The 25,895-nt window shown below is 54.7% G+C and carries 23 protein-coding genes and 1 other annotated feature; of the genes, 8 read left to right on the forward strand and 15 right to left on the reverse strand.

Annotated features, from left to right (window positions below; genetic code table 11):
* Nucleotides 1-167: 167 nt before the first annotated feature.
* Entirely contained in the window at nt 168-1,163 is a 996-nt protein-coding gene (locus PGS25_RS04690) for a putative ABC transporter permease (protein ID WP_270417843.1), read from the reverse strand.
* Nucleotides 1,164-1,283: 120 nt separating this feature from the next.
* Between PGS25_RS04690 and PGS25_RS04695 the strand changes: the two genes are divergently transcribed.
* Together PGS25_RS04695 and PGS25_RS04700 are read left to right on the forward strand one after the other, a co-directional pair.
* Nucleotides 1,284-2,462 (forward strand): iron-containing alcohol dehydrogenase, encoded by a 1,179-nt coding sequence (locus PGS25_RS04695; RefSeq protein WP_270384286.1) that lies wholly within the window; start codon nt 1,284-1,286, stop codon nt 2,460-2,462.
* A gap of 113 nt (nt 2,463-2,575) precedes the next feature.
* Nucleotides 2,576-3,427: an AraC family transcriptional regulator gene (locus tag PGS25_RS04700; RefSeq protein WP_118564222.1), complete on the forward strand. Its 852-nt coding sequence runs from the start codon at nt 2,576-2,578 to the stop codon at nt 3,425-3,427.
* Between the two features lie 274 nt (nt 3,428-3,701).
* Here the strand turns inward: PGS25_RS04700 and PGS25_RS04705 are convergent, their stop codons facing one another.
* From PGS25_RS04705 to PGS25_RS04755, 11 genes are all read right to left on the reverse strand, one after another.
* On the reverse strand, nt 3,702-5,282 hold the full coding sequence (locus tag PGS25_RS04705) for a solute:sodium symporter family transporter (RefSeq protein ID WP_330671857.1): 1,581 nt from the start codon (nt 5,280-5,282) through the stop codon (nt 3,702-3,704).
* Nucleotides 5,283-5,290: 8 nt separating this feature from the next.
* Nucleotides 5,291-5,422: a hypothetical protein gene (locus tag PGS25_RS04710; protein WP_256372137.1), complete on the reverse strand. Its 132-nt coding sequence runs from the start codon at nt 5,420-5,422 to the stop codon at nt 5,291-5,293.
* Nucleotides 5,423-5,634: 212 nt separating this feature from the next.
* Entirely contained in the window at nt 5,635-6,654 is a 1,020-nt protein-coding gene (locus PGS25_RS04715; protein ID WP_270417844.1) for a sugar ABC transporter substrate-binding protein, read from the reverse strand.
* Between the two features lie 201 nt (nt 6,655-6,855).
* Nucleotides 6,856-7,749, reverse strand: coding sequence for a TIM barrel protein (locus PGS25_RS04720; RefSeq protein WP_270417845.1), 894 nt, complete (start codon nt 7,747-7,749; stop codon nt 6,856-6,858).
* Nucleotides 7,750-7,964: 215 nt separating this feature from the next.
* Nucleotides 7,965-8,624, reverse strand: coding sequence for a CDP-diacylglycerol--glycerol-3-phosphate 3-phosphatidyltransferase (gene pgsA, locus PGS25_RS04725; protein WP_270417846.1), 660 nt, complete (start codon nt 8,622-8,624; stop codon nt 7,965-7,967).
* A 6-nt stretch (nt 8,625-8,630) separates the two neighbouring features.
* Nucleotides 8,631-9,965: a 30S ribosomal protein S12 methylthiotransferase RimO gene (rimO, locus tag PGS25_RS04730; RefSeq protein WP_118728760.1), complete on the reverse strand. Its 1,335-nt coding sequence runs from the start codon at nt 9,963-9,965 to the stop codon at nt 8,631-8,633.
* 166 nt (nt 9,966-10,131) lie between these two features.
* A complete protein-coding gene (rplL, locus tag PGS25_RS04735; protein ID WP_118360056.1) occupies nt 10,132-10,503 on the reverse strand; it encodes a 50S ribosomal protein L7/L12 in 372 nt (123 codons plus the stop codon).
* Between the two features lie 78 nt (nt 10,504-10,581).
* Nucleotides 10,582-11,148, reverse strand: a complete 567-nt coding sequence (rplJ, locus tag PGS25_RS04740) for a 50S ribosomal protein L10 (RefSeq protein ID WP_110435457.1) — start codon at nt 11,146-11,148, stop codon at nt 10,582-10,584.
* A gap of 10 nt (nt 11,149-11,158) precedes the next feature.
* Nucleotides 11,159-11,326, reverse strand: a sequence feature (ribosomal protein L10 leader region).
* 220 nt (nt 11,327-11,546) lie between these two features.
* The gene (locus PGS25_RS04745) at nt 11,547-12,932 is read right to left on the reverse strand and encodes a citrate/2-methylcitrate synthase (RefSeq protein WP_110435459.1); all 1,386 of its coding nucleotides are present in this window, start codon (nt 12,930-12,932) and stop codon (nt 11,547-11,549) included.
* A 342-nt stretch (nt 12,933-13,274) separates the two neighbouring features.
* The gene (cysS, locus tag PGS25_RS04750; protein ID WP_270417847.1) at nt 13,275-14,690 is read right to left on the reverse strand and encodes a cysteine--tRNA ligase; all 1,416 of its coding nucleotides are present in this window, start codon (nt 14,688-14,690) and stop codon (nt 13,275-13,277) included.
* A gap of 765 nt (nt 14,691-15,455) precedes the next feature.
* Nucleotides 15,456-16,376 carry an FUSC family protein gene (locus tag PGS25_RS04755; RefSeq protein ID WP_118760760.1) on the reverse strand — a complete coding sequence of 307 codons (921 nt, stop codon included), beginning with the start codon at nt 16,374-16,376 and terminating at the stop codon, nt 15,456-15,458.
* A 683-nt stretch (nt 16,377-17,059) separates the two neighbouring features.
* Between PGS25_RS04755 and potA the strand changes: the two genes are divergently transcribed.
* The 4 genes from potA to PGS25_RS04775 are packed head-to-tail and all read left to right on the forward strand — an operon-like array spanning nt 17,060 to nt 20,800.
* Nucleotides 17,060-18,112, forward strand: a complete 1,053-nt coding sequence (gene potA / locus PGS25_RS04760; RefSeq protein WP_270417848.1) for a spermidine/putrescine ABC transporter ATP-binding protein — start codon at nt 17,060-17,062, stop codon at nt 18,110-18,112.
* Nucleotides 18,109-18,960, forward strand: coding sequence for an ABC transporter permease (locus PGS25_RS04765; protein WP_243022597.1), 852 nt, complete (start codon nt 18,109-18,111; stop codon nt 18,958-18,960). Before potA ends, PGS25_RS04765 begins: the two co-directional genes overlap by 4 nt.
* Nucleotides 18,957-19,766 (forward strand): ABC transporter permease, encoded by an 810-nt coding sequence (locus tag PGS25_RS04770; RefSeq protein WP_270417849.1) that lies wholly within the window; start codon nt 18,957-18,959, stop codon nt 19,764-19,766. The genes PGS25_RS04765 and PGS25_RS04770 overlap by 4 nt, the downstream gene beginning before the upstream one ends.
* A complete protein-coding gene (locus tag PGS25_RS04775; RefSeq protein WP_270417850.1) occupies nt 19,763-20,800 on the forward strand; it encodes an ABC transporter substrate-binding protein in 1,038 nt (345 codons plus the stop codon). Before PGS25_RS04770 ends, PGS25_RS04775 begins: the two co-directional genes overlap by 4 nt.
* Before the next feature lie 147 nt (nt 20,801-20,947).
* On the opposite strand, the gene PGS25_RS04780 is transcribed toward PGS25_RS04775, so the two are convergent.
* Genes PGS25_RS04780 through PGS25_RS04790 form a run of 3 tightly spaced genes read right to left on the reverse strand, consistent with a single transcriptional unit; the run spans nt 20,948 to nt 24,489 of the window.
* On the reverse strand, nt 20,948-23,242 hold the full coding sequence (locus tag PGS25_RS04780) for a xanthine dehydrogenase family protein molybdopterin-binding subunit (protein WP_270417851.1): 2,295 nt from the start codon (nt 23,240-23,242) through the stop codon (nt 20,948-20,950).
* A complete protein-coding gene (locus PGS25_RS04785) occupies nt 23,239-23,712 on the reverse strand; it encodes a (2Fe-2S)-binding protein (protein WP_118360063.1) in 474 nt (157 codons plus the stop codon). Before PGS25_RS04785 ends, PGS25_RS04780 begins: the two co-directional genes overlap by 4 nt.
* Before the next feature lie 12 nt (nt 23,713-23,724).
* A complete protein-coding gene (locus tag PGS25_RS04790; protein ID WP_270417852.1) occupies nt 23,725-24,489 on the reverse strand; it encodes an FAD binding domain-containing protein in 765 nt (254 codons plus the stop codon).
* A gap of 138 nt (nt 24,490-24,627) precedes the next feature.
* On the opposite strand from PGS25_RS04790, the gene PGS25_RS04795 reads away from it, so the two are divergent.
* Both PGS25_RS04795 and PGS25_RS04800 read left to right on the forward strand, forming a co-directional pair.
* Nucleotides 24,628-24,969: a winged helix-turn-helix domain-containing protein gene (locus PGS25_RS04795; protein WP_118360065.1), complete on the forward strand. Its 342-nt coding sequence runs from the start codon at nt 24,628-24,630 to the stop codon at nt 24,967-24,969.
* Entirely contained in the window at nt 24,896-25,582 is a 687-nt protein-coding gene (locus PGS25_RS04800; RefSeq protein WP_270417853.1) for a nucleotidyltransferase family protein, read from the forward strand. Before PGS25_RS04795 ends, PGS25_RS04800 begins: the two co-directional genes overlap by 74 nt.
* The last annotated feature ends 313 nt before the right edge of the window (nt 25,583-25,895 follow it).

The following is a 25,895-nucleotide window of genomic DNA, read 5'->3' on the forward strand; positions in this document are numbered from 1 at the left end:
GATGCGCGAAAACCCGAGTAAAATGATAGGTTCAGCGGGTACTACTAATATACACCCGAAACGGGTATTTTAGCAAGTGAAAAACTGACGAAACAGCAAGCATATCCTGCTGCATTTTGCATTAGTTTGTGCATTTTGTGTAGTTTTATAAGGAAGTTAGCTGTGTTTTACCGGTGCGTGTGTGTATCGAGGCGCTTTTTCAGCCGTTCGAGCACCTCAGTGTAACGCTCGGAGCGGGCGGTCGGGTTGCCGCGCAGCAGGCTCTTGCGGGTGCGGCCGAGTGCGGCTGCCCGCTCGTCAAAGCGGCGCTGCAGCTCGTCGAGCTTAGCCTGCAGCTGCTCGCGTGCAGCTGCGGTCTGCGCCCTACGCTCATCGGAGCGCATCTCATGCACGGCGGCAAGCTGTTCCTTCGCATCGTCCATTTTTTCGGAGAGCTGCGCTTTTGCGTCGGCAAGCTGTTCCTTCGCATCATCTATTTTCTCGGAGAACTGCGCCTTCGCCTCGCCCACCTTCTCGGTGAACTCGCCGTGTGCTTCCTCCACGCGGTAGGACAGGTTGGTCAGACCGACAAGTGCAGTCTCGGACAGCTGCTGACGCAGCTCGGCTCCCTGCTCGCGCAGACGGTCGAGTTCCTCGAGCACCTTGGCAAGATCGAGTGCGCTGCGTACGGATACGATCACATCGCTGATAAATGCCGCCGAAAACAGAACGTCGATCACGATCAGTCCGATAAACGGCAGACCGAGCACCAGCTTTTCAATCGGCGGATGAATGACGCTCGTCAGGATCAGGCCGAGAAAGCCCCAGCACAGTGACGAGCGCAGGCAGACATAGCCCTGAAACTGGAATCTCTGCTTGGAGTAATCCCAGTATTTTACCTTGAATATCTTTTCCATCACCACGCCGACGATGTATTCAAACACGGTCGCCGCGATCATGCTCGCCAGATACAGCCACACCGGATGCTGTTTTAACGGCAGCGAAACATGCAGCAGGATCACGGCGCCGAAGCCGTAAATCGGCAGCATGGGGCCGCGCAGGAAGCCGCGGTTTACCAGTCTGCGCTGTCCTACCGAAACCACGGTGGACTCAAAGCACCAGCCGAGCATACAGTACAGGTAGAAAACCAGCAGCCACTGGGCGGCGGAATAACTGTAATACACGCTCTCACCCCTCACGATTCGGATTTCGCATTTATCTATTTTATCGAATTTTTTGACTTTTTGCAAGGGGAACGATATAATAGAATCATACTATTTTAATAGGAAGGGCAGGAACGCCTAATGCTGAATTTTAATCTGCACACCACGACTGAGATTGTATTTGGTAAAGATATTGAGGAACAGATCGGCCCGCGTCTGAAAGAGCTGGGGGTGCACCGCATTTTAGTGCACTTCGGCGGCTCGAGCGCACGCACGACCGGTCTGCTGGACCGTGTGGAAAAGAGCCTGTTTACGGCGGGTCTTGCCTTTGTTGAACTGGGCGGTGTATCGCCGAACCCGAAGGTATCGCTTGTCCGCAAGGGCATTGCACTGGCAGAGCGAGAGGGCATCGACTTTGTACTGGCAGTCGGCGGTGGCTCGGTAATCGACTCGGCGAAGGCCATCGCCATGGGCGTTGCCACCAAAACCGATCCGTGGCAGTTTGCATCCACCGGCACAAAGCCGGATACCACGCTGCCGGTCGGCACTGTGCTGACGCTGGCAGCCTCCGGCTCGGAAAGCAGCAACTCCTGCGTACTCACCAACGAGGAGACCAAGGAGAAGCGCGGTATCACGAGCGAGACCAACCGTCCGCGCATCAGCTTCCTTGATCCGGAGAACACCTATACTGTGTCCAAATTCCAGACCGGCTGCGGCATTGTGGACATCATGATGCACACGCTCGAGCGTTACCTCACGCCGGAAGGCGGCGAAAGCGACATTACCGACCGCATTGCCGAAGGTCTGCTCATTGCCGTGCGCGATGCCGGCCGCCGGGCAATCGCCAATCCGCGCGATTATGAGGCGCGTGCGTCCCTGATGTGGGCCGGCAGCGTTTCGCATAACGATTACACCGGCTGCGGCCGCAAGCGCCTGTTCCCGGTGCATAAGCTTGAGCATGAGCTGTCCGCGTTCCGCGATGAGATTGCACACGGTGCCGGTCTGTCCGTGCTGTTCCCGGCCTGGGCGCTGTACGAGATGAAGAACGACTTTCCGCGCTTTGCTCAGCTGGCGAACCGCGTATTTGGCGTGGAGATGGATTTCCACCATCCTGAGCGCACCGCACGCGAAGGCATCCTGACCATGAAGCGCTTCTTTGAGGAGATCGGCATGCCGACGCATCTGTCGCAGCTTGGCATCAAGCCGGAGAATTACGCACAGCTGGCCGCAAATACCGTCCGCACGGTCAAGGGTCCGGTCAAGAGCTATTCCGCACTTGATGAACAGGCTATCATCGAGATTTATAAGCTGGCGGAGTAAAACCGCCTGTGACAAAGGCAGTGCAATAAGCGTAACAGCTGCAAAGGGAAGGCTGTGCAGCAGCCACCCCCTGTATCTCATCGCTATCGAGACCAAATGAAAGCAGGGATTTTATGCAAATTGTAGATACCGGCGTACTGACCCCGTCCTTCATGGACTTCTCACTGCCGTCCGAATTTGCGAAAAGCGCGCTGTATTACTGCCCGCAGTTCGGTCAGTTCATCTGCAACAGCGATTACCGGATCGAACGAAACGGCATTGACCAATACCTGCTGATCTACATCAACAGCGGCTCGCTCTGCATCCGCACAGACGGTATGACCGCTGAGGCGCACGAGGGCGAAATAGCACTGTTCGACTGCCGCAAGCCGCACTGCTACTGGTGTCCGGACAAGGTTGACTTCTACTGGTTTCACTTCAACGGTGCAAGCAGCAAGCAGTACACCGAATATCTGACCGAGCGCTTTGGCCTTGTGCACGAAAAGCAGCCGATGCTGTCGCTCAAGGACCAGTTCCGCACGGTTGTGCACTCGGCGCAGTACGGCATGAGCACGCAGTTTGCCTCCATGAACGAGCACCAGATTTCCATTGCCGTCCACAGCATTCTGGGCGGTCTGGCATCGCAGACCGTGCGAACCACCGTCATCAGCGAGCTGCTTGCACCGGCACTGGCGTATATTCACGGTCATTTTGCCGATGACATTTCGCTGAACGACCTTGCCGAGATGTGCGGCATCAGCAAATCCCACTTTATCCGCAGCTTCAAGCGATACGTCGGCTGTACGCCGCATGAGTATCTGCTGCAATACCGTCTGCGTCAGTCCAAGCGTCTGCTGCTGTCCAGTGACCTGACCGTTGAGCAGATTGCCGAGGACTGCGGCTTCAACAGTGCGTCGCACTTTGCGCGGGCATTCCGGCAGGAAACCGATATCTCACCGACGGCGTTCCGGTCAATTTCCTTCTAAACGCACAAAAAAGACAGACCGCAAAACGGTCTGTCTTTTCTTCTTGTAAATCGTAATTCCGGCTGTCCGCAATGTGCTTCGTGTGGCAGCACGCATTCAATCGAATTTGCGAAGCAAATTCATAAAAAGGCGGGGCGTGTACGCGCAGCGCGACCGAGAAGTCGCGCAAGGATAGCGCCTGCCTTTTTATACAAGGGACGAAAAAATGTGTCCGCAGGACGCGGTTTTTCGTCGAAATTCGATTGAAACCGTGGTTTCAATCGAGGCGAAGCCTTTAGCCGCCCAGACCCAGAGGAGAGAACAGCACATAAATGCCTGCCAGCAGGATGAACGTAACTGCAATGACCGGCTTGCGGTACTTCCACGGGGTCATATCAACAACCTCAAGTTCAGGCAGTACATATGCTTCCTTGCGCGGTGCAGCCTTGGTCAGAATCGCCATCAGGATCAGGTCAATTACGAATGCGCCTACTTCAAAGTACAGGAAGTGGAACGTCAGAAGGTTCATCATCAGGCCATAGCATACGATATGGACAATGATGGCAGCCTTCGGTGCGAAGCTCGGCATGCGCGGAGCCAGAATACCCATAACGACAATCGCCAGAACCGACACGCCGTAGTAACCCCACATCTGATTGAGGAAGGTGCTGATGCCAGCCGGCAGATACAGCAGAAACGGTGCGATAATAATGGATGCCAGACACAGCACGATGCCGAAACGCTTTGCCATGGTGATCAGCTGCGCGTCCGTGCGCTTCTTCTTGGAGATAACCGGAAGGATGTCCAGGGTGAACAGCGTCATGGAGCTGTTCAGTACCGAGTTAAAGGAGGACAGGATCGCACCGAACATGACTGCTGCAAAGAAGCCCAGTACCGGAGTCGGCAGGATGTCCTTGATCAGAGACGGGTACGCCATATCGAAGTCGGTCAGTACACCGCCGTCACGGATGAACTGGATAACGCCGGGCGCTACCAGAAAGATCGGGCAGAATACGCAGGTAAGACCGGTCAGCAGAGAGCCCTTCTGTGCTTCCTTCAGGTTCTTAGCGCCGAATACGCGCTGCATGATGGACTGGTTGGTGCACCAGTAAGAGATGTGGTTGATACCACAGCCAAGTACGATCATCGGCCACGGAATGTACGGCGGCTGTGCGTCAGCAGGCTGGATCACATTCAGGTGCTCCGGAGAGGATGTAGCGAAAATGCGGATGCCTTCTGCGATGCTGCCGTCGCCCAGTGCGATAAACGCCAGAACCGGGATCAGGATGACCGCGCCGATGATAAAGATGATGCCGTTCAGAGAGTCCGATACGGCTACGGCCTTCAGACCGCCGAAGATTGCATAGATACCGCCGATTATGCCGAGTGCAACGCACATTACGGTGGTTGCCATGAAACGGTTGCCGCCCATCAGTGCGGTAATGCCGAAGATACGCTCCATCGCTACCGAGCCTGCGTACAGCACCAGCGGCAGCATGGTTACAATATAAGCGACAAGGAAAATGAACGATACAATGACGCGGGTTGCGCGGTCAAAGCGGCTTTCCAGAAATTCCGGAATGGTGGAAATGCCGAGCTTGAAATACTTCGGGATGAAAAACAGCGCCATCAGCGTCAATGCGATCGGGCACATGGTCTCCCAGCCCATTGCAGTCATGCCGGCTGCATAGCCCTGACCGTTGCGGCCTACCAGCTGCTCCGCGGACAGGTTGGTCATCATCAGAGAACCAAAGATAACCAGACCGCTCAGGCTTCGGCCTCCAAGAAAGTAACCGTCTTTGCTGGTCTCGTCCGTTCCCCTGGTTTTCAGCCAGCTTACAAATGCCACCGCTGCACAAATGAACCCAGTGTAAATACCATTTTTTAAAACCCCTCTTGTTTGCTGTGTAAATACGCTGCCACGGGTGTTTGCAGCAGCGTGTCCCTCTTTTTCTCTGCAGCCTGCAGGATAATCTGTACAGAATTGCTAATTTTGTCTATCTCATCCAACTTCATTCCATAGCAATGCCCCCTGATCCTGCTTGGGCAGGAGCAGGGGGCACCACCATATAGAGAAATAGAATGAGAGAAAGGATCTTTGAAATTTGCGTTTATCCATTACGGATTGGCAGAACGTTGGAGCGTTTTCCTGCCGATCCGGAGAGAGGATCTTACGCGTGAACATTATCGCACAATCTGCGTTTGTACGGAATGCAGTTTTTGTTTTATTAGTGGAGCTGCGTCTTCAGGGTATCCAGGCGCTCCTGCGCGTTGTCCGGGGTAACTACGTCAGAACCGGAGTCAACGAACTCGTCAACGGTCTCGCCGTCCAGAACCTGAACCATGGTCTCAACAGCCTTGTAGCCCATCTCGTAAGCCATCTGGGCGACAGACATCGTCATCTGGCCGGCCAGGATTGCTTCACAAGCAGCGCGGTCACCGTTGAAGCCGAGGAAGATGGTGTTCTTGTATGCGTCATGGCCCTGCGCTGCACGGGCTGCTGCCATAGCCATATCGTCGTTGTTTGCGCAAATGATTGCGATGCCTTCCGGATGTGTCTGCATGATAGCTTCCATAGCGGTGGTAGCGCGATCAGCAGTTGCGTCTGCGTACTGTACTTCGTCGCTCAGGAAGGTGCCGCCCGCTTCTTCAACGCCAGCCTTGTAACCGTTCATGCGAGCGGTGTTGGTCTGGTCGCCCTGTACGCCTGCGATCTCAATGCACTTGATATCGGTCCAGCCGGCAGCCTTGGCAGCCTCTACAGCAGCCTCGCCGCCCTTCTTGGCAGCAGCTTCGTTACCGGTACCTACGAAGGACTTAACCTCCGGTGCCGTGAAATTGGTGTCGATAGCAACAATCGGCAGCTTGGTGCCGCTGACGAGCTGCGCCGCGGTATCCGACTGCAGCGGAGAGATAATAACGCCGTCATAGCTGCCGGAGCTGAGGTCGGTCTCGATCATGTTCTGCATTTCATCGAAAGCGGTCTCAGAGCTTGGACCCTTAACCTCTACCGTAACCTTGTCCGAATGCTCGGAAGCATAGTCCTCTGCGCCCGACTTTACATACTGCCAGTACTCGGCAGCCAGGGTCTTCAGGATAACGCTGACCTTGTAGCTGCCGCTGGAAGCGGATGCGCCACCGTCATTACTGCTGCCATCGGTCGAGGCAGAATTGCCGCCGCCGCATGCGATCATCGACAATGCCATCGCTCCTGCCAGCAACATCGCTAACACTCTCTTCTTGTTCATAATTTTTCTCCTCTCTTTTTTCCGGGCCCTGCTCTCTCAGCGCCCTTTTACGCTTGTGTATTTCACACTTGCGTGTACTCTTTATCAGCAGTCCCTCTTGATTTTCTGTTGGATGAAATTCAAGAGGGACCGGATAACAAAATAATGAAAACGGGAATGGTGTAGATGCGATTGTCAAATGGGTATGTGATTACTATTTCATTAGAAGCCTGCCTTGCGCAGGTTCTCACGACCGATGGAAGCCTTCTCCAGCGGTACGTCGAAGGACTTAACCGGGAACAGATCCTGCTCTACGACGCACCAGCCGTCGTAGCCGCACTCGTCGAGTGCCTTATGCATTGCAGTGAAGTCGATGCTGCCCTTGCCCGGCTCAACCATGATATCCTCGGTTACAGCCTTGGCAAAAGACCACTTGTTTTCGTCCATCTTTGCCTTGACTGCCAGATCGCAGTCCTTGAAATGGATGTACGGGATACGCTTCGCCCACTTCTTGTAGAAGGAGATCGGCTCGCCGCCGCCGTATACATGGTGGCCGGTGTCGAAGCACAGATCTACATTGGTGTCGTTCAGGAAGCGCTCGATCTGCTCCTCAGTCTGAACGTGGCTGTCAACATGCGGGTGGAACAGACCGATAAAGCCGTTCGCTGCGCAGCGGTCCGCGCACTTTTGCACGTTCTTGCAGTAGGTAGCCCACTCCTCGTCGGTCAGCTCCGGGTTCATCTCCAGCTCGCCGGTAGCGAGGTTAGTGTACATCGGAGGCAGCAGAACGATATACTTTGCGCTCGGGAAAGCCTTCAGCAGCTTGGAGATATCGTCGATGTCCTTGAGCATGCCTTCAACAGCCGCGTCATCAAGGAAGTTGCCGCCCTCGGTGGCGCCTACCAGAGTCAGGCCGCGCGCGTCCATAGCGTTCTTGAGCACCTTGGGATCGTCGTTCGGCATGTAGCCCCACGGACCAATCTCGCAGCCCTCGTAGCCGGCAACCTTCATTTCGTCCAGACAGCGCCACCACTGGGGCTGCTTTGCATTGTTCGGATCACTTGCCGGGAACCATACACCCCAGGAGTCCGGTGCAATACCAATCTTGATAGCCATAATTTTATCCTCCCTGTCAAATTATTCAGGAAACTGTCAGCCTTTCCGGTCTCGGCGGAATCACTCCCGCCGGAGACCGTTTCGGCATTATGTTTTAATTGATGTAAACGGGCAACTTACTTAACGTCAACCCACTATCCTGTTCCCGCACCAGAGAAAATAATAAAAAAGAGGTGCACCGAAGTGCACCTCTGAGGCTGAAACAGTATGCGGTTTTATTTTGCCTTTACCGCGCCGTCCTTGATGAGATCCCAGTTCTTCTTGAGATAATCATAGCCGGAGTAAATGGTAACCAGCGTTACCACCCAGCCGACGATGGTCAGCAGCAGCGGCATACCATTCGCATGAGGGATGAACATAACAGCGGTAACACCATCGCCGTCCGCGAAGGCGATACCGTTTGCCAGCGCACCCATGATGATATAATACAGATAAATGACGATGATGCCGCCAATCTGCACACAGGTCTTGACCTTGCCCGTCCACGTTGCAGCCATAACAACGCCCTTATTGGCTGCAACCACGCGCAGAGACGTGATGATCAGCTCACGCGCGAGGATAACGCAGACCATCCAGCCTGCCATCGCCTTCTGCTCTACGAACAGGATGAGCGCGGACGCTACGAGCAGCTTATCGGCCAGCGGATCGACAAATTTGCCGAAATCCGTCACCTGATTGTACTTTCGCGCCACATAGCCGTCCAGAAAATCCGTGAACGATGCCACGCAGAACAGCACGAGCGCGATGACCGTGCTGGTCGGGAACGCGGCGAGATACCGGGTCTCATCGATGATCAGCATGGGCTGCGCCGCAAAATAGATGAAAAACGGAATCATCGCAATGCGGGTCAGCGTGATTTTATTTGCGGTTGTCATAGGAAATTATGCCTCCTTCTGACGGACACCGAGTAGGTCGGGTCCAAGGCTTTCGGTGATGAGAACGGACACGAACTCGCCTTCCGCCGGTTCGTTATCCGCCGCGTCAAAGTAGACGTGGCCGTCTACCTCGACCGAATCCGCGTAGGTACGGCCATACCACAGGCCCTGCTCCTCGTCAAAGCCCTCGCAGAGCACCTGCATGACCTCACCGTGGCGGGAGGTATTGTAGTCATCGAGCACACCGGACTGCAGCTCTTCGACGATCAGACGGCGGTTCTGCTTGGTCTCGTCGTCGATCTGGTCGGGCAGCTCTGCGGCCTCCGTGCCTTCCTCCGGCGAATACTCGAACACACCGACACGCTCAATGCCGACATTCTGCAGGAACTCACACAGCTCGGCAAACTCGTCCTCGGTCTCGCCCGGCAGACCGACGATCAGGCTTGTACGCAGCACAAGGCCCGGAATACGCTCGCGCATATCCTCAATCAGCCTGGTAAATTCCGCGCCGTCACCCGGACGGTGCATTGCACGCAGAATGCGCTTAGAGACATGCTGCAGCGGAATATCCAGATATTTTACGATTTTCGGCTCATCCGCAATCACGTCGATCAGCTCGTCCGTAATCTGGTCGGGATAGAGATAGTGCAGACGAATCCAGGTAAAGTCCATCTTGCACAGCTCGCGGAGCAGCTCGGGCAGCAGGCGCTTATGCTCGGGCAGGTCCATACCGTACTTGGTGATGTCCTGCGCGATGACGATCAGCTCCTTAACGCCTGCGTCAGAGAGTGCACGCGCTTCCTCGAGCAGCGATGCCATCTCACGGCTGCGGTAACGTCCGCGCAGCTTGGGGATGATGCAGTATGCACAGGTGTTCGAGCAGCCCTCCGCAATCTTAAAGTATGCGGTGTAGGACGGTGTCAGGCGATCGCGGCTGCCGTCGAGTGCAGCAGAGGTCATATCGGCCATGTACGCCGCCTGCTGCCCCTTGAGCGCCGCATTGGCCGCGTCCACGATGTCATCATAGCTGCCCGTTCCGCAGAATACGTCGATCTCGGGCAGCTCAGCGCGCATCTCGTCAGCATAGCGCTGCACCAGACAGCCGGTCACGACCAGACCCTTCATATTGCCGGTCTGCTTGTTCTGGGCGGTCTCCAGAATGGTTTCGATGGCCTCAGTCTTAGCGGCTTCGATGAAGCCGCAGGTGTTGACAACGCCAACGTCTGCTTCGGTCATATCCTCGGTGATCTCCCAGCCTGCGTCCCGCAGCCGGGCCAGCATGTGCTCGCTGTCCACGAGGTTTTTCGCGCAGCCGAGCGAAATAAGTCCTAATTTCGGCATGAGATTCTCCTTCTTGTCCACATTATTATTCTATTTTATTATACCGCACAATTTCGGGTTTGTCACCACTGACTGACGGAAATTTTGGCATAGAAAAAGACGCAGAGCAAACGCTCTGCGTCTTTGGAATTGCTTGATTGCAAGCAGTTGGTTCGGTAAGGAAACCTTACTTCAGCTCAACCTTAGCGCCAGCAGCCTCGAGCTTCTCCTTAATCTCGTTAGCCTCAGCCTCCGGAGCAGCCTCCTTGATGGTCTGCGGAGCGGAGTCAACCTTCTCCTTAGCTTCCTTCAGGCCCAGGCCGGTGATCTCGCGAACAGCCTTGATAACGTTGATCTTGGAAGAGCCAGCGTCAACCAGAACTACGTCGAAGTCGGTCTTAGCGTCAGCAGCAGCTGCGCCGTCGCCGCCTGCTACAGCACCTGCAACAGCTACCGGCGTAGCGGATACGCCAAATTCTTCCTCGAGAGCCTTTACCAGCTCAGAGAGCTCCATAACCTTGAGCTCTTTTACAGCTTCCATAATCTCAGCGATAGTCATGGGATTAAACCTCCAATTTTAGATAATTTTTAAGTTAAAATGTGTTCCTGACCGAATAAATCAGCCAGTGCGGGGAAATTACTCAGCAGCTTCTTCTGCTGCAGCTTCCTTCGGGGCTACCAGTTCAGCAACCTTCATTTCCTCATTGCCCTCTGCCTTCTTAACGATAGCATCGCAAGCAATAGCGAGCTGCATAATGGGGTAGTTGAAGCTGTACAGTACCTGAGCGATAAGGGTTTCCTTGCTCGGCATAGCAGCCAGCTTCTTGACCTCGTCCTCACCGATGGCCTTACCTTCCAGGTAACCAGCCTTCAGGGTGAAGTTCTCGTGGGTCTTAGCAAAGTCAGCCAGGATCTTCGCCGGAGCGACAACGTCGTCGGTGGTGGAGATTGCCAGAGCGGTGGTACCGTGCAGGCACGCATCCAGCTCGTCAAAACCCAGTTCCTTAGCTGCAAAGCGGATCAGAGTGTTCTTGATGACAGCATACTCAACGCCAGCTTCACGGAGCTGCTTGCGGAGCTTGGTATCATCCTCTACGTTGATGCCCTTGTAGTCGACCAGTACACCTGCCGGAGAATTCTTGATCTTCTCTACCAGGGAAGCGACCAGAGCCTTCTTCTCTTCCAGAATCTTTGCGTTCGGCATCATTTTCACCTCCTGTAAAATAAAAGTACCCTCCCGGTGCAAAGACACAGGGAGGGTACACAGAAAACATAATCAAATATGATAATAAACATGTCTGTGTTGACCTCGGCGGGCGGCGAACAAATCGCCATTTAAGCCTTGCGGCGCCAGCTGTCTTTGACCAAGCTCATTTAGTATAACGCATATAGAGCAGGTTGTCAACACTTTTTTTCAAAAAAACTAAAAATTAAGGCAACACCGCACAATTAAAGCTGCGGCGCTTTGCGGAAATTTTATGTCCTGACTTTGTTGCGATTTCACGGCAATACATCAAGTATTACCGCAAAACCGCGCCTTGTCAGCACGCAAAATTTGCTCGCAAATCGCTCTTGTTCAATTATGCGGTATTGCCTTAAAAATCAGTCATTGATCGGACCGTCATTCCGCTCATCAATATTAACATACTCGATATTCTTCGCAACAGGCTTATACGCCGGACGGATGATCTTACCGCCGGTGGTAACTTCCTCAAGGCGATGTGCCATCCAGCCGACGATACGCGCAGTAGCGAACAGCGGCGTATACAGCGACTTGGGCAGTCCGAGCATTTTGTAAACAAAGCCGGAGTACATATCGACATTTGCGCACATCGGCTTGTCGCTGCCCTTGATTTCGGCAAAGACACCCGGCGTCAGTTTTTCTACCAGCTCGATCAAATCCATCTCATCTGAATAGCCGGTCTTTTCCGCCAGCGGACGAGCAGCCTTTTTCAGTGCAACGGCACGCGGGTCGCTCAAGGTGTAAATTGCATGACCCATGCCGTAGATCAGACCGGAGCCGTCGCCTGCTTCCTTATTCAGAATCTTGCGCAGGTAATTGCCGACCTCGGTCTCGTCCTTCCAGTTGTGGATATTCTCCTTCATCTCCTCAAACTGCTTAACGACGCGCAGGTTCGCACCGCCGTGGCGCGGGCCCTTCAGCGAGGAAACCGCAGCCGCGATCGCCGAATAGGTATCCGTACCGGACGAAGAAGTAACACGCACGGTGAAAGACGAGTTGTTACCGCCGCCATGCTCGGCGTGCAGGATCAGACAGCGGTCGAGCAGCTTAGCCTCGTCATCGTTGAATTCGCCGGTCGGACGGATGAGGTGCAGAATATTCTCTGCAGTCGAACGGTTCGGATCCGGCACATGCAGGAACATGGAATCGTTATCAAAGTAGCGGCGTTTTGCCTGATACGCATGCGAAATGATAACCGGGAACTTGGCCATCAGGCTGATGCCCTGACGCATAATGTTCTCGACCGTGGTTTCATCCGGGTTCGCATCATAGGAATACAGTGCCAGCGTTGCGCTTGCCAGCTTGTTCATGATGTCGCGGCTCGGCGCACGCATGATCATATCCTCGGTGAAGTTGTCCGGCAGGGCACGCTCCAGACCGATGGTGTGCTGAAATTCCGCCAGCTGACGGCGGCTCGGCAGCTTGCCGCACATAAGCAGATAACCGATCTCCTCAAAGCCGAAGCGGTTTTCCTGCTCCAGACCGTGAATCAGATCGTATACATTATATCCGCGATAGGTCAGGCGGCCTTCGATTGGCTCACGCTCGCCCTCGTTCAGAATATAGCCGTGTACGTTGCCCAGATGCGATGCGCCGACCAGAACACCGGTACCGTCTGCGTTACGCAAGCCGCGCTTGATGCGGTAGCGCGTAAACAGATCAGGTGGGAGCTGGTTGTGCATACGAAAGCTCTCACTCAGTTCATGCAAAAGTTCTTCCTTTACATAATCAGGCTGAATCGTCATTCCGCCTTCTCCTTTCCGTCCCAATAAATCAGATGATGAATATATTGTACCGCAATCCTGCAAAAATGTCAATCAACGACACTTGTATAAACCGATAAAAACCGCTTTTTCGCAGGTTTTCCGCTTGTCCATCCTGATATCACGCAAGTTTTTTGTGCGCGGCGTGCAAAGATTTTATCAATTTGAAGTGAAAAAGTCACCAGCAGCGTTCCTTAGTACTGGTTGACCGGCACATGCGGGCTGCGTCAGCAAGGTGCCCTGCCAGTGCAGAAAATACGCAAAAAGTCCCCTATTCGCACACGAACAGAGGACTTTTTCTATCAAATAGTCGAGATTCGCAATTTAATTGCGGCTCCACTGCGTGCCCTGGCGGGTATCCTTAATGGTAACGCCCATATCAGCCAGTACACCGCGGATGCGGTCTGCCTCAGCGAAGTTCTTCTCCTTCTTGGCTGCGGCGCGCTGCGCGATCAGCTCCCCGATCTTCTCGGCATCCGGATCAGCCGCATCGTCGCGGTTCTGCACCAGATTGAGCACACCGGTCAGCTCCATGAACAGGTCATGCGCTGCGGTCAGGAATGCCTTAGTTGCGTCCTGATGCGAGCCGTTGTACGCGTTGATCTCGCGGGTCAGCTCGAAGATGGCGGACAGTGCGTCTGCGGTGTTCAGGTCGTCGTCCATTGCGTCGATGAACTTCTGCTTGTAGCCCTTCAGAGCCTCCAGCTTCTCGGTCTCCTCGGCGGTCATGGTGTCGCCGGATGCCTTCTCGATGCGGAACTCCATATTATTGCGGGCCTCGTACAGACGGGCAAGGGAGGCCTTGTTCATCTCAAGCGACTCAGCGGAGTAGTTAAGCGGAGTGCGGTAGTGCGCGCTCAGCATGAACATGCGGATGGTCTCATAGCCGAACTGCTTTGCTGCGTCGCGGACCATGAAGAAGTTGCCCTTGGACTTGGACATTTTCTCATTGTCGATGGTCAGGAAGCCGTTGTGCAGCCAATAATGCGCAAAGGTGCAGCCGTTTGCACACTCGGACTGTGCGATCTCGTTCTCGTGATGCGGGAAAATCAGATCAAGACCGCCGGAATGGATGTCGATGGTCTTGCCGAGGTACTTGTTCGCCATAGCCGAGCACTCAATATGCCAGCCCGGACGGCCCTTGCTGCCCCACGGCGTATCCCAAGCCGGCTCACCCGGCTTTGCAGCCTTCCAGACCGCGAAGTCCATCGGATCTTCCTTTACCTCGCCGACCGAGATGCGGGCACCGGCCTGCAGCTCCTCCATCGGCTGGTGGCACAGCTTGCCATACTCGGGGAAGGACTTGGTGCGGAAGTATACGTCGCCGTTCTCAGCAACGTAAGCGTGGCCATTCTCGATCAGGCGCTCAACAATATCAATAATAGCGTCCATGGTCTCGGTCGCACGCGGGTGCACGGTCGCCTTCTTGACGCCCAGACCCTGTGCATCAACGAAATATTCCTTAATATAACGCTCAGCGATGGTGTTGAAGTCCACGCCTTCCTCGTTCGCCTTGTTGATTACCTTGTCGTCAATGTCGGTGAAGTTCTGAACGAACTCAACCTTGTAGCCGCGGTACTCGAAGTAACGGCGCAGCAGATCGAAAATGATGAACGGACGTGCGTTGCCGACATGGAAATAGTTGTATACCGTCGGACCGCAGGAATACATCTTTACCTCGCCCGGCGTGATCGGAACGAATTCCTCCTTCTGACGGGTCAGCGTGTTGTAGAGTTTCATGATTTTTATCTCCTTTTGATGGTTTTCAGGAAAGCTATGCGGAGTTTCGGGAATAAAAAAGCCTCCCAAGGGATATTCTTCCCTCGGGAGGCGTACAAACGCGGTTCCACTCCGATTTTTCGCTCGTGCAGTGCGGTAACGGGCACTTTCCGCAGGGCGTTTGACCCTGTTGCTCGGCAGGCGCACTTCACCGTTTCCCGCGCAAAGCCCTTTCAGCCGAGGAGCTTCTCTCTTTCGCGCAAGGCGAGCCGGTTACTTTTCCTGCGTCATCGCATAAATAACGATTATAGTGATTTTATTATAACCATTTTATGAGGAGAAGTCAAGCCGACTGGTGCAGACCACAGCTTTCCGCAAAATTAAATACACCGCAGAGAGCACCATCTTGACGAACAGCGCTTTCCGCGGTATACTATGGATATACAGGGACGCTGTCTATGCAGTCAGCCCCTTATCGAATCAAAAGTTTTATGCTAATGACCGTTCGGGGACCAGCCGAGCGGTCATCGCGCTTTTACGAAGAAAATGTACAGTACAATGACCGCACAAATAAAAAGCTGAAGTGCTTTCTTCTTCATCTGCGCCCACCTCCTTTCCACCGCAGACCGCGGGGAAAGAAAGGGCTGACCGCCATACAAAAACAGCGTGTATATATCCTTAAACAACAGTATAGCAGATTAAGGCGTATTTTGTCTATGCGCTGTATGACTATAAAAACACCGCAGCGTGCACGATTTTAACAGTTCGTGCACCTGCGGTATATTTTTACACATGATGAAACGCAGTCAGAAAATCATACGCATCGAGCAGATTGCCGATATGAAAATCCATAACCTGTGCATCCACCGGCGAGCACCGGCAGTAATCCTTAAGGTTTTCCGGTGCGGTAAGGCCGTGCGCGGTCAGCCGCTCTATGCTTTTCTCACCCGGTGCCGGATTGGAGTCCATATTGCACAGCGCCGCCAGCTCACCGCACATTTTAGCAAGCAGCTGCTCACAGCCGCGCAGATAAGCCGCCTCCTGCCGTCGGGCCGCCACGCGGACTGCATGCTGCCACAGCGCCACCGGCTGCTTCTCGAAAATACGCAGCTCGGACGCAAGCGAGGTCATTTTCTCAGTCAGCGGCGTCAGATCCGGATAACGATGCTCGAGCACACGCGACTGCAGCAGCGGCAGAAACATTTTCTGAATCTCATCCATCGTATTGATGATCTTCTGGCGGTTGTTATACGGCCGAATCACCACATTGACGAGCAGCGCCACCACCAGACCGACCAGCGTATCCGTGAAGCGGTGGAAGCCATACACGATTGAATCTCCGCCGGTATACAGGCACACATCCGCAAACACGATGCTCGCCAGCGGAATCGCAAAATTCAGCTTGAGACCGATACACAGCGAAATCACACACAGAACGCCGAGCGCCATCCACACGAAAAACGTTGGATTGGGCAGCACGGTAACAAACACACATGCGATCAGATAGCCGAGAAATGTACCCGCTATCTGATTGAGGCTCTCCTTGAGCGAATCCACCCAGGTACGGCTCATCACCGAGATTGCACCGATGGCTGCAAAAATAGGCAGGCTGGAACCCAGCACCATCGCCAGTGCAAGCGCCAGACCGACCGATACCGCAGTCTTGATGGCGCGCTGACCTACCCGAAACCGTTTGATAAACTGCAACGTCCTATCCCCTTTACCCCTGAATACCGTATGTTTTTAAGTGTACCACATTCTATCGGTAAAAGCCAACACAATCCTGTCACACAAAGAAAAAGGCTTCCCGGCCATCTGTTCCGGGAAGCCTTTATAAATTCGGTTTGATTACCGCTTACTTAGCAGTGCGCTCTGCCTTGCGAGCCTTAGCGAAAGAACGGCTGTTATCCAGCTCCATCATGCGTGCGCTTACCAGACCATTAAAGAAACCCTTCATCATGATATATACAACTCCTTAAAAGTTAATGACTAAATTGCGTTTTTGTGTTTGGATCATTTCCTGATCACAGGTATTATAATACACGATAACCGCCTCTGTTACAAGAGCTATATTTTATGAATCTTTACTAATCGAAGCATTATCTTTTTGTGCATATTTAACATCATCTATTTACGAAGTGTACAAAATAAACCATTCACGCTTGTACGCTTTATATAACAAAGCTGGCAAATCCTCCAAATCAAACATCCTCCCCTCGAATTTCCCTGCTTTTGTGCGAGCCGAATCTGCGTATCACCTTGACTTTTATGGCATTTCCCTATACTATTATATGATAAAAATTTATTTGCTACAATATATAGCGCGACCCCAAACCGAGCCTGACCCGCTCGGTTTGGGGCTGCTACCTGTTTGGGGAGAGTGATGAGGATTGAATCAAAATCTGGTTGATCTGCAAAACCTGAAAAAAGAATTTGACGGAACGCCTGTGCTGCGCGGCATTTCGCTGTCCATCAAGCGCCGCGAGTTTGTGACCCTGCTCGGTCCGTCCGGCTGCGGCAAAACGACCACACTGCGCATCATCGGCGGCTTTGAGCAGCCGGATTCCGGCGATGTATTCTTCGACGGCAAGCGCCTGAACGATGTTCCGCCGTATCAGCGCGAGATCAACACCGTATTCCAGCGCTATGCGCTGTTCCCGCACCTGAACGTAGCGGAAAATATCGCGTTCGGCCTGCACATCAAAAAGCTGGACCGCGCAGATATCAAGCGCAAGACCACCGAAATGCTCGAGCTGGTCGGCCTGCGCGGCTTTGAGAACCGCGATGTGACCAGCCTTTCCGGCGGCCAGCAGCAGCGTGTCGCCATCGCGCGTGCGCTGGTGTGCGAACCGCGTGTGCTGCTGCTCGACGAGCCGCTCGGCGCGCTCGACCTCAAGCTGCGCAAGGACATGCAGATCGAGCTGAAGCGCATTCAGCAGCGTACCGGCATCACCTTTATCTACGTCACCCACGACCAGGAAGAGGCGCTGACGATGAGTGACCGCGTGGTTGTCATGAACCACGGCGTTATCCAGCAGGTCGGCAGCCCGACCGATATCTACAACGAGCCGGTCAACGCCTTTGTTGCGGATTTCATCGGAGAATCCAACATCATCCCGGGCGTGATGCTCGAGGACTGCAAGGTCGAGTTCTGCGGCCGCACGTTCGAGTGCGTGGACAAGGGCTTCGGCCGGAATACGCCGGTCGATGTCGTTATCCGTCCGGAGGATCTTAAAATCGTTTACGCCGGTGACGGTCTGCTGCAGGGCGTTGTTGAGTCCATCGTATTCAAGGGCGTGCACTATGAAATGATGGTGCGTACCCAGTATTTCACCTTTATGGTGCATTCCACCATGGCGGAGTCGGTCGGCAAGACGGTCGGTCTGTCCGTCATTCCGTTTGACATCCACATCATGCACAAGAGTGCGGAGGCGGAAGCGTGAAAAAGTCCTTTGCCTATCCCTACGGCGTATGGCTCGCCGTATTTATCCTTGCACCGATTCTGATGGTCGTGGTCTACGCATTCCACAATGCGGACGGCGGCTTTACCCTGCATAATTTCAGCTATCTGCCCGGCTACCTGCCGATTTTCGGACGGTCGTTCTGGCTGGCGTTTCTCTCAACGGTGGTGTGCCTCGTGCTCGGCTACCCGATGGCGTATCTGATGAGCCGCCTGTCCGCCAGCAAGCAGAGTCTGTGCATGATGCTGATTATGCTGCCGATGTGGATAAACTTTCTGCTCCGCACCTACGCATGGATGTCCATTCTAGAAAACAACGGCTTCATCAACCAGTTTTTCCGTTCCATTGGCTTAATATCCTTCCTGCAGAGCCATTTCGGCTATTCGCTGGATTATATCCCGCTTATCAACACGCAGGGCGCTATCGTGCTCGGCATGGTGTACAACTTTCTGCCGTTCATGGTGCTGCCCATCTATACCGTTCTCATCAAGCTCGACCGCAAGCTGATCGAAGCCGCGCAGGACCTCGGCGCGCCGACCCATCTGGTATTCCGCCGCGTCATCTTCCCGCTGAGCATTCCCGGTGTGATTTCCGGCATTACAATGGTATTTGTGCCGTCTGTCTCCACCTTCGTTATTTCGCAGATGCTCGGCAGCGGCAAGAATCTTCTCGTCGGTGACCTTATCGACCTGCAATTCATGGGCGGTGCGTACAACCCGCATCTCGGCTCGGCCATCGCACTCGTGATGATCATCCTCATCTTCATCTGCATGTGGATCATGAACAAGTTCGATGACGGCTCCTCCGAGGAAGGAGGTCTGCTGCTGTGAAAAAGTTTTTCAAGAACTTCTATCTGCTGCTGATCTTCCTGTTCCTGTACGCGCCTATCGTTGTGCTGATGATCTTTTCGTTCAACGATTCCAAGTCGCGCCGCCTGTGGAACGGCTTTACCACCCGCTGGTATGTCGAGCTGTTCCGCGATGCGGATATTCTCCATTCACTGTATGTCACGCTGCTCGTGGCTGTTGCTGCTGCCGCGATTGCAACCGTGCTCGGCACGATCGCCGCCATCGGCATTCACAACATGGGCCGCAGAGCCAAGGCGGCTTACCTGACCGTCAACAACATCCCGATGTCCTCGTCGGATACCATCATGGGCGTAACGTTCATGCTGCTGTTCGCCGCCATCGGTCTGGACAAGGGCTACCTGACCCTTATCCTCGCGCACGTTACGTTCTGCACGCCGTATGTCGTGCTCAACGTCATGCCCAAGCTGCGCCAGCTGGATAAAAACGCCTATGAGGCCGCGCTCGACCTCGGCGCTACACCGCATCAGGCGCTCCGCAAGGTCATCCTGCCGGAGATTATGCCGGGCATCGTCACGGGCGCTATCATGGCGTTCACCATGTCAATCGACGATTTTGTGGTCTCCTACTTTACCGCCGGCACGACCAGTCAGCCGCTGTCAGTCGTTATCTACTCCATGACCCGCCACCGCATGACGCCGAAGATCAACGCCATCTCGACCATTCTGTTTTTGATCGTGCTGGTGCTGCTTATCGTCATCAATATGCGCCAGTCCCGCGACGAGAAACGCCGCGAAGCCGCCCGCCGGAAAGGAGCGATGCAGCCGTGAAAAAACGCATGCTTTCCCTGCTGCTGTGCGGCGCGATGTGCGCCGGACTGCTCTCCGGCTGCGGCAATGCATCCTCGGCGGAGGTGCTCAACGTGTATAACTGGGGCGAGTACATCGACACCGACCTCATCGACCAGTTCGAGGAGGAAACCGGCATCAAGGTCATTTACAACACCTTTGATTCCAATGAAAACCTGTATTCGCGCATCCAGACCACGAGCTACGATGTCATTATCCCGTCCGACTACGCGATTTCGCGCTTTATCGACGAGGATATGCTTCAGCCGCTCAACTACGACCATATTCCGAATATGAAGCTGATCGATGAGAAATACACCCATCTAGACTTCGATCCGGAGCAGAAGTATTCCGTGCCCTACACCTGGGGCGTGGTCGGCATCGTGTACAACACCAAGTACGTTGATAAAGCGGATATTGGCTCGTGGGATTTGCTGTGGAATCCCAAGTACACAAACCGCACCGCGATGTTCAACAACTCGCGTGATGCGCTCGGCATTGCGCTGATGTACCTCGGCTATTCGCTCAACACCACCGATAAGGCTGAGCTTCGGCAGGCAGCCGACCTCATTATCGCCGGGAAGCCGGTGTATCAGGGCATCTGGATGGACCAGATTCTCGAAAAGCTGCCGAGTGAGGAAATTGTGGCCGCACCGTACTATAATGGCGATGCCGTCACGATGATAGACGAAAATCCCGACCTCGCATTCTACGTTCCGAAGGAAGGCACCAACCTGTTTGTAGATGCCATGTGTATCCCGAAGAACGCGAAGAACGTTTCGGGCGCGGAAAAGTTCATCAACTTCATGTGCTCGACCGAGGCGGCGATGGCAAACTGGGAGTATATCGGCTATTCCAGTCCGCAGACCGAGGTCTATAACGAACTGGACGAGGAAATCACCAGCGACCCGCTGTATTTCCCGGATATTACGCAGTATCCGACTGAGGCGTATACCAATCTGCCGACGGAAATCAACCAGTACTATAATGATTTGTGGGTTGATATCTTAACGTGAGAAAAAGAGTGAAGATATTGTAACCGATGGGTTCACATCCAAGGCAAACCATCGGATAATCTCCACTCTTCACTCTCAGCCCTCCACGCTGTCCCCAACTTTACAGCAAAAAAGAACGTATCCAATCGGATACGTTCTTTTTTGCACTTACTTTTGCTCCATCGCTGCCATCGCAATCTTTTCCGGCGTGATGGGAAGCTCATAGAACCGCTTGCCTACGGCATTTCGGATTGCATCCGAAATCGCCGGCAGCGGTGTGTTGATAACAACCTCGCCGATGGATTTCGCACCGAACGGGCCTTCGCCCTCGTAGCTGTTCTCGAACTCCACGCGGATCTTGCCGATATCCACGCGTGCGGGAATCTTATACTGGAAAAGCGAATTCTCCATCGGATAGCCGCGGTCATCATAGGTGACGCTCTCGGTCAGCGTCATGCCGATGCCCTGCGCAATGCCGCCCTCGGCCTGCACGCGCGTCAGGTTCGGGTTGATGGGTGTACCGCAGTCCACTGCCGCAGCGTAATCCAGCAGGGTCACCTCGCCGGTTTCGGTATCCACCTCGATTTCAGCCGCACCGACCATATACGGCGGAGGCGAAATCTCGGACGAATGCGTAACCGTCGCCTGCAGCTCGATGCTGTTGCCGTTCATGGAAGCCGTCGCAATATCACTCAGGTTAATGGTCTTGCCTGCATTTTCGCCTTCCTCCACGCGGACTTCCTTTCCGTCAAAGCTGACCTGCGTCTTATCGCAGCCGAGCAGCTTTGCGCCGAGCGCACAGATTTTGCCGCGCAGCTCAAGCGCACACTTCTCTGTCGCCTTGCCGGTGACGTAGGTCGTGCTCGATGCATACGAGCCGGAATCATACGGCGACCAGTCGGTGTCCGCACTCAGCGTGGTGATGTTGTCAAGCGGACACTCAAGCACCTCTGCCGCAATCTGTGCGAGCGTGGTATCGCAGCCTGTGCCCATATCCGCCGCGCCGATGAGCAGCGTGTAGAAGCCCTCATCGTTGACCTTGAGCGTCGCACTGCCGACGTCCATGCTCGTAATGCCCGAGCCCTGCATTGCCATACCCATGCCGACCGCACGAATCTTGCCGTTTCCCATATCCCGGCACGGATACTTGTTATCCCAGTCGATCATGTCGTGCACGCGCGCCAGACAGCGGTCGAGCGCACAGCTTGTGTTCAGCTGGCCGTAGTACGCGGGCATGATCTCGCCCTCGTGCGTAATATTCATCTCTCGGATTTTGAACGGGTCCATGCCGAGAATGTTCGCCAGCTCGTTCACCGCGCTCTCCACCGCGAACAGGCCCTGCGTCGCGCCATAGCCGCGGTACGCGCCCGCCGACATGTGATTGGTGTACACAACGTCACTCGTAAAGCGGAACGCCTCGGCCTTGCCATACAGCGGAATCGACTTATGACCGGACAGACCAACCGTTGTCGGGCCGTGTTCACCATACGCGCCGGTGTTGGACAGCGTGTGCAGGTCGATGCCGCGCACGATGCCGTCCTTGTTTGCGCCCAGGCGGACGTGCATTTCCATCTCGTGACGCGGCGAGGAGGCAATCTGACTCTCCACGCGGCTGAAGATGATCTTGGACGGCTTCTTTGTCATCCAGGTGACAAACGCCGGATACACCGCGCTGACTGCGGTCTGCTTGGCGCCGAAGCCGCCGCCGATACGCGGCTTGGTGACGCGCACCTTGCTTTTCGGAATATGCAGTGCGTTCGCCACAATACGGCGGGTATGGAACACGATCTGCGTTGAGCTGATGATATGCAGGCGGCCATAGGTGTCGATCTCGCAGTAGGTGCGGAAGGTTTCCATCATCGCCTGCTGGCATGCCTGCGTGTGGTACACGCGGTCGATAACAACATCGCAGTCCGCGAGGACCGCATCAATATCGCCGTTGCCGCACTCGTCATGCGCGCACAGGTTGCGCCTGTTGTCCGCGCCGACCGGCGCAAGGCTCTCCCAGTTGTCCTCCGGATGCACGAGCACCGGATTGTCCTTTGCCGTGTGGAAATCGAGCACCGGCTCGAGCACCTCGTACTCCACCTTGACCAGCTTCATTGCCTTATCCACGCATTTTTCGTCCGCACCGGCAAGGATGGCAACCACATCACCGACAAAGCGCACATGACGGTCGATAACAAGGCGGTCATACGGGCTGGCCTCCGGATAGGTCTGACCGGCCTGCGTATAGCGGCGGCCGTCCTGGTCTACGTCCTCCCATGTGAAGATGGCCTCCATGCCGGGGACTTTCATCGCGGCGGTCTTGTTGATAGACTTGACGATGGCGTTCGCGTGCGGCGAGCGCAGCAGCTTGACGCACAGGCAGTCGCGCGGCGTTACATCGTCCACATACACCGGCTGACCGGTCACAAGCTGCATTGCATCCTTTTTACGGAGCGGCTGATTGACTACCTTCACTGTGCGTCCTCCTCTCTCTGCTTTTTCCAGTCGAGATATGCGCGGATACCGCGCAGCTGTCCCTCATACCCCGAGCAGCGGCACAGGTTGCCCGCCAGATATTCCTTGATCTCCTCGTCGGTCGGGTCCTGCTTTTCGCGGAACAGCGCTATGGCGTTCATCATAAAGCCGGGATTGCAGAAGCCGCACTGCTCCGCACCCTGATCCGCGATGAACGCGCCGAATTCGGCGGCTTCGCCCTGCAAGCCCTCCAAGGTCGTGATCGTATGTCCGCTTGCACGCGCTGCCAGCACCGAGCAGGACAGCACCGGCTTTTCGTCCATAAATACGGTGCACAGACCGCAGTTCGCAGTCTCACAGCCGCGCTTGACGCTCAGGCAGCCATGCCCCCGCACAAAGTCGATGAGCAGCGTGTCCGCCGCCACATCGTCTGCTACTTTCTTTCCATTCAATGTCATTGTGATCAGCATATCCGTTCCCCCTTACTCTGCATCGAGCGCCTGTGCCGCACGGCGCACCAGCACACCCGCGAGGTGTCTGCGATATTCCGCACTGCCGCGCAGACTGCTGCCGGTCTTGATTTCCGCCCGAACGGCTTCCGCCATCTGCTCTGCCGTTCTATCCACAGGCTGTGCATAAATCTGTGCGCGTGCCGGACGGGCACCGATGGCGAACCGGTAGCCGTTTTCGTCCTTGACGGACGCACAGGTCAGCACCGGAATATCGGTCTGGCTGATGCGCACAGACTGGTAATTGAACTTCGCCTTTCGCTTGGGAACGATCACGCGCACCAGAATATCGCGGTCCTTGGGTCTTTCGGCGTACTCGGAAAGCGGCACAATGCCGCCCTTGTACAGCTCTACCTGTGCATCCAGCACAAGGAACATGGTCAGCACATCAGAAAAGCCGAATCGGCTGTACAGGCTGCCGCCGACCGTCGCAAGATTGCGCAGCTGCACGCCGACAATATGGCGCACAGACTCGCGCATCGCACCGTTCGTGTAGGCTGCCAGTCCTTCGTGCAGCTCCAGCGCGCGCAGCGAGGCCATCGCACCGATCCGGAACTCAGTGTCGGTCTCCTCGATAGTGTCCAGTCCCAGACCGGACAGGTCGATTGCCGTGCCGACATTCAGCGTCTCCATTTTGAGCCAGATCATGCCGCCGATCACGCGGTTGGACTTTTTCTGGTTGAGCGTATACGCTTCCTCGAGTGACTCGGCTTTTTTGTATTCCCGTATCGTCAACATACGTTATATCCTCTCTCTTTCAGGGGAATGTGTTATCTTTTCAGTATACTACTTTTATTTTACCACAAAATCTGCTATAATGCCGTTGTGAATATCAAAATACAACGGAAAAGAAAAAGTTGTGGGAAAGGAGCCGCCATGCAGCCAAATATCCGCGTGATGCTGTTCGATGAGAACGGCGAACGCTTTTTCGGTGAGGGACCGTGCCGCCTGCTGCATGCCATCGAGCAGACCGGGTCGCTTCGCGCCGCCGCGCAATCCATGCAGATGGCATACACCAAGGCGCTCGGACTCGTCCGCCACGCCGAACAGGTGCTTGGGTTTGCGCTCACCGAGCGCAAAATCGGCGGCAAAGGCGGCGGCGGCAGCGTACTTACCGATGAAGCAAAGGAGTTTCTCTATCGCTATGAGCAGTATCGTGACGCCTGCAAACAGGCAGGAAAACAGCTCTACCCGCAGTTTTTCCCCGACGAAAAGTGAAATCGGATGTGTGATCATGGCATCCGGACTGGCAAAACGGTTTGGCTCCAACAAGCTGCTCGCCGAATTTGACCGAAAACCACTGCTCTGCCGTGCGTTTGCCGTGACAGAGGGGCTGCACCGCGTGGTCGTTACCCGCTCGACCGAGGTGCAGGCATTGTGTGAAAAATGCGGCATTCCTGTCCTGCATCATGCCCTTCCCTTTCGCAGCGACACCGTGCGGTTGGGACTGGAGTACCTGCTGCCGCGGTTTCCGTCCATGTCCGGCTGCATGTTTCTGCCGGGCGATCAGCCGCTGCTGACGAGGAAAACGCTCTGCGGTATGGCTGCGGCATTCTGCGCGGAACCGAGGAAACGATCACGGATTTTTCGCCTGTGCGAACCGCAAAGCGGTACGCCGGGCAGTCCCGTGCTGTTCGGCGCGGATTATTTTGAGGAATTGCGTTCTCTTCCCGAAGGCAAGGGCGGCGGCGTAGTTGTCAAACGGCATGCGGAACAGGTTGCGCTGTTTCCCGCAAAGCATCCGGCTGAATTGATGGACGCGGATACGCCGGAAATGCTGGAAAAATTGCGAAAGATCTTTCTTACAGACAAATTCTATTCATCAACCTAAACCGCAGGGGGCATAGTATGCGCCGAGGTCGTCGCACCCTACAGTATCATTTTACGCCTCTCTCAATCGGAATGGCGAATGGTTGACCGTTACGATCATTTTCCATCCTCAATTCTCCATTTGCAGTTAAAAACCCCGGAAAGAGCTTCTTTCCGGGGTTTCAGTCTGTCAAAAAAGTATTATTTTAATATTTACGCTTCGTGCGGCAGCACGCATAAAATAGAATTTGCGAAGCAAATTCATAAATTCCGGGAGCATGTATCTCGGAATTTATACAAGGGAAGAAAAAATGTGCCCGTCAGGGCGCGGTTTT

The sequence above is a fragment of the Butyricicoccus sp. AM78-15b2TA genome (assembly GCF_027665985.1).
Taxonomy (GTDB): Bacteria; Bacillota; Clostridia; order Oscillospirales; family Butyricicoccaceae; genus Agathobaculum; species Agathobaculum butyriciproducens.